At 72.4% G+C, this 4,697-nt stretch carries 4 protein-coding genes; all 4 read left to right on the forward strand.

Annotation, left to right across the window (positions count from 1 at the left end; translation table 11 throughout):
• The first annotated feature begins 236 nt into the window (after positions 1-236).
• A complete protein-coding gene (locus AB8Z75_RS31110; protein WP_369207871.1) occupies positions 237-1,208 on the forward strand; it encodes an aldo/keto reductase in 972 nt (323 codons plus the stop codon).
• Positions 1,209-1,332: 124 nt separating this feature from the next.
• Positions 1,333-2,382: an alpha/beta fold hydrolase gene (locus tag AB8Z75_RS31115; RefSeq protein ID WP_369207873.1), complete on the forward strand. Its 1,050-nt coding sequence runs from the start codon at positions 1,333-1,335 to the stop codon at positions 2,380-2,382.
• Positions 2,383-2,499: 117 nt separating this feature from the next.
• The gene (locus AB8Z75_RS31120) at positions 2,500-3,051 is read left to right on the forward strand and encodes a TetR/AcrR family transcriptional regulator (RefSeq protein WP_369207875.1); all 552 of its coding nucleotides are present in this window, start codon (positions 2,500-2,502) and stop codon (positions 3,049-3,051) included.
• Positions 3,048-4,607: an MFS transporter gene (locus AB8Z75_RS31125; protein WP_369207877.1), complete on the forward strand. Its 1,560-nt coding sequence runs from the start codon at positions 3,048-3,050 to the stop codon at positions 4,605-4,607. The genes AB8Z75_RS31120 and AB8Z75_RS31125 overlap by 4 nt, the downstream gene beginning before the upstream one ends.
• Positions 4,608-4,697: the final 90 nt, after the last annotated feature.

Genomic DNA, 4,697 nt, shown 5'->3' on the forward strand with positions numbered 1-4,697 from the left:
TCCCGCGCCCCCCGGCCCGGGACCCGCGCGACCGCGCCCGACACGTCCGGGTCCGCGCGACCCCGCCCGACACGTCCGGGTCCGCGCGACGACACCCCGGGACCCGCGCCACCGCCCGACACCCCGGGGCCCCGCACCACGGTGCGGGGCCCCGGGGTGCGCTGCGTATACCGTGGTGCGACCCACCGGAGCCGACACCGACTGCGCCCAGAGCGCACCCGCCAGTGGAGATGCCGATGCCCTTCACCCGCCTCGCCGCCGCGACCACACCGACGGCCCACTTCGGCCTCGGCCTGGCCGCGGTCGGCCGGCCCGCCTACCTCACGCTCGGCCGGGAGGCGGAGTTGCCCGCCGAGCGCAGTGTGGAGGCGCTGCGCACCCGTACGCACGAGCTCCTCGACGCGGCCTACGCGCAGGGGGTGCGCTACGTGGACGTGGCGCGCTCCTACGGGCGGGCCGAGGAGTTCCTGGCCGGGTGGCTGCGAGAGCACCCCGAGGCCGACGACGTGGTGGTCGGCAGCAAGTGGGGCTACACGTACGTGGGGGAGTGGCGCACGGACGCCGAGGTGCACGAGGTCAAGGACCACTCGCCGGAGGCGTTCGAGCGGCAGCTCGCCGAGAGCCGCGCGCAGCTGGGCGACAGGATCGACCTGTACCAGATCCACTCCGTCACCCCCGACAGCCCGGCGCTGACCGACACCGCGCTGCACGAGCGGCTGGCCCGGCTCGCCGCGGACGGCGTCACGGTCGGGTTCAGCACGAGCGGCCCCGCACAGGCGGACGCCATCCGTGCGGCCTTGGAGGTCGCCGTCGCGGGCGAGCCCCTCTTCCGTGCCGTCCAGAGCACCTACAACCTGCTGGAGACGTCGGCGGCCGGCGCGTTGGCCGAGGCGCACGAGGCGGGGCTGACGGTCATCGTCAAGGAGGCGATGGCCAACGGGCGTCTTGCGGGCGGCCAGGAGCCGCGCGACCTGCACATGGTGGCGCGGGAGGCGGGGGCGAGTCCGGACGCGGTGGCGCTGGCCGCGGTGGCGCGGCAGCCGTGGGCGGGGGTCGTCCTGTCCGGGGCTGCCGGCGTCGGCGCCCTCCACTCCAATCTGCTGGCCGCCGCCACAGAGCTGGACGAGGCCCAACTGGCCTCGCTGGCCGAGCTGGTGGAGGACCCCGAGGTCTACTGGCGGCGGCGCGCGGAGCTGCCCTGGCAGTGAAGTACCAGGTCACCGGGGTACCCGTGGGTTTTTGCGTGCATGTCACACAGGTTTCGGGGCAGGTGCTCTCCCGCACGTTGAGACCTGGGAGATACGAAAAATGAAAAAGGCACCGACAGTCGCCATGGCAACCGTCCTCTCCGTGGCAGCCCTCGCGGGCGGGATCGGGTTCACCGCCGGAGCCTCGCAGGCGGAGGCGGACCGCAAGCCGAAGCCCGTCGTGCAGAACGACTTCGACCCGCTCGGCCCGGCGATGCACCAGACCGAGAACGCGGGCCGCACTGTGCACTACAGCGACACCGGTGAGAAGGACGGTACGCCGGTGCTGTTCATGGGCGGGACCGGCACCACTGCCCGCGCCTCGGGCATGACGGAGTTCTTGCGCACCACCCGGCAGAAGCTGAACCTGCGGCTGATATCGGTGGAGCGCAACGGCTTCGGCGACACCGAGTACGACGCGAAGCTCGGCTTCGACGACTACACCTCGGACGTGCGCGCCGTCCTCGACAAGCTGCACCTGAACAAGGCGGCCGTCGTCGCCATCTCCGGCGGCGGTCCGTACGCGGCGCACTTCGCCGCGGACGCGCCCGAACGGATCTCCTCCCTCCACCTGGCCGCGGCGCTTCCGCCCTACGGCGCCACCTCCGACTACTGCGGCAAGAGCGACGCGGAGCTGAACAAGTACTTCGGCGAGCAGATCCGCGACCCGCGCGAGTGGTGGGGCTTCCCCGAGGACAGCCCCATGCACGACATCCCAGGGTTCACCGACCGCGCGGAGGAGGACGGCGGACGCTCGTACTACCTGCGAGGCCAGAAGGGCGACCCGGCGGCCCAGGTGCACGAGCAGAAGCTCTACTGCGAGCGTCCTGGCCCCGACCTGTCGAAGCTGGAGGCGCCGGCGTACGTCTACACCGGCGAGAAGGACACCACCGTGCCGCCCGCGACCCAGGCCCGCTGGAAGAAGGCGCTGCCGTCCGAGCCGACCCAGCGCACCTACGACGACAGCGGCCACGACGTGCAGTACCGGCACTGGGACCAGATTCTGCTGGACATGGCGGGTTACGCCGACCGGACGGCCGTGTGCACGGGACGCAAGACCCGGGTGCTGCCGCACGAGAAGGCCGAGCGCGCCGTGCGCAAGGGCGCCACGCTGGGCAGCTGCGTCTGGCGCTGACCGAGCCGGAGCGGGACGCCCCGCCCCGTGACGCGTGCCCCCGCCGTGACCTACGGCGGGGGCACTTTCGTTGTCTCATGTGCGACAGATATGTCTCATACGAAGTATGCTCGTCTCATGAGCCTGGATCGGGAAGAGCTGCTGAGCACGGCGGCGGACGTGCTGACGCGACGGCCGACCTCCTCGATGGACGACATCGCCAAGGCGGCCCGCATCAGCCGCGCCACCCTGCACCGGCACTTCGCCGGGCGCGACGCACTCATACGCGCCCTCGAACAACTCGGCCTCGCGCGCCTGGACGCCGCGCTGGACGCCGCCCGCATCGACGAGGGCGACGCCGCCGAAGCCGTACGGCGCGTCATCGCCGAGGCCGAACCCCACGCCGGGTTCCTCGGCTTCCTCGTCACCGAGAACCAGCTTTTCGAGCCCGGGGAACAGAACGAGGGCTGGACCAGGATCGACGCACGCATCGGCGCCCTCTTCCAGCGCGGACAGCACGAGGGTGCCTTCCGCATCGACCTGACCCCCGCCTGGCTGACCGAGGCGCTCTACGCGCTGGTCACCGCGGCGGCCTGGGCGGTCCAGGACGGCAGGGTCGCGGCCCGCGACGCGGTACGGATGACCGCCGAGCTGCTGCTCGGCGGCGCACGACGGAGCAGTGAGAGATGAACAGCGAGAGCGCAGGACCCGGGACAGGAGCCAAGGGGACCAGGCCTGGGGGCGACCGGCTGCGCTGGGTCGCCCTCGCGGTGCTGGTGCTGGCGGTCCTCCTAGTCGGCATCGACGTCACCGTCCTCGGGCTCGCCGCGCCGTTCCTCAGCGAGGACCTGCGCCCCTCCAGCACCCAACTGCTGTGGATCGGCGACGTCTACTCCTTCGTCATCGCCGGGCTCCTGGTCTCCATGGGAAGCCTCGGAGACCGCATCGGCCGCAAGAAGCTGCTGCTCACCGGATCCGTCGCCTTCGGCGCCCTCTCGGTGCTGACCGCCTACGCGCACAGCGCCGAAGCCATGATCCTGTGGCGGGCGCTGATGGGCGTCGCGGGCGCCACCCTGATGCCCTCCACGCTCGCGCTGATCCGCAACATCTTCCCCGACCCGAGGGAGCGCAGCCTGGCCGTCGGCATCTGGGGCGCGATGACGGCCGCCGGCACAGCCGTGGGCCCCGTCGTCGGCGGGTTCCTGCTCGAACACTACTGGTGGGGTTCGGTCTTCCTGATCAACCTGCCGGTGATGGCCGTGCTCGTCCTCGTCGGCAGCAAGCTGCTGCCCGAGTCGAAGAACCCGGCGCCGGGACCGTGGGACCTGCCCAGCGTCGGCCTGTCGATGATCGGCATCATCGCCCTCGTCTACGCCGTCAAGGAGGCCGCCGCCTACGGCTTCCGCTGGGACGTGGCGGTCACGGGCGTCGTCGGCCTCGCCGGCCTCTACGCGTTCGTGCGGCGCCAGCTGCGGCTGCCGACACCGCTGCTGGACATGCGGCTGTTCGCCAACCGCGGCTTCTCCGGCGCCGTGCTCGCCGACCTGCTGACCATCCTCGGCATGTCGGGACTGGTCTTCTTCCTCTCCCAGTTCCTCCAGATGGTGCAGGACCGCACGCCCTTCCAGGCCGGACTCGCCGAACTGCCCGCCGCGATCGGCTCCGTCGTCGCCGGCCTGTTCGCGGGCTGGGTCGCCCGCCGCACCTCGGTGCGCGGCGCCGTCTCCGGAGGTCTGACGGCGGTGGGCCTGGCACTGGGCGCCTGCCTGTGGCTCCAGGCGACCTCCAGCTATCTGCTGCTGGGCAGCGTGCTGCTGGTGGTCGGCGTCGGCGCGGGGCTGGCGTTCACCGTGACCGCCGACGTGATCCTCTCGGCCGTCCCCAAGGAGCAGGCGGGTGCTGCCTCGGCGGTCTCCGAGACCGCATACGAACTGGGCGCCGCGCTGGGCATCGCCCTGCTCGGCTCGGTCGTGACGGGCGTCTACCGCTCCTTTACGACGCCCGCCGGAGTGCCGGAGGGAGCCGCCGAACACGCCCGCCAGTCACTGGGCGAGGCCGTCCAGACGGCGCACGGACTGCCGGGCGGCGCCGAGCACGCGCTGCTGGACGTCGCGCGGGACACCTTCACGGAAGGCCTGCGGTTCGGCGCCGGTTTCGGCGCCGTCATCCTGCTGGCCGCGGCCGTGCTGGCGTGGCGCCTGCTGCGCGGGCAGCGCCTGGAGGAGGTGCCGGCCGAGGAGGACTAGCGGGGGCGCCCCGCAGGGGCGCGAGGAACGGCGCGCGGGGSGGCRMCCCMSCYRSWSCCCGCTCGCAGCCGCGAGTGGCACCCCCTTACC

The sequence above is a fragment of the Streptomyces sp. PU-14G genome (genome assembly GCF_041028275.1).
GTDB lineage: Bacteria > Actinomycetota > Actinomycetes > Streptomycetales > Streptomycetaceae > Streptomyces.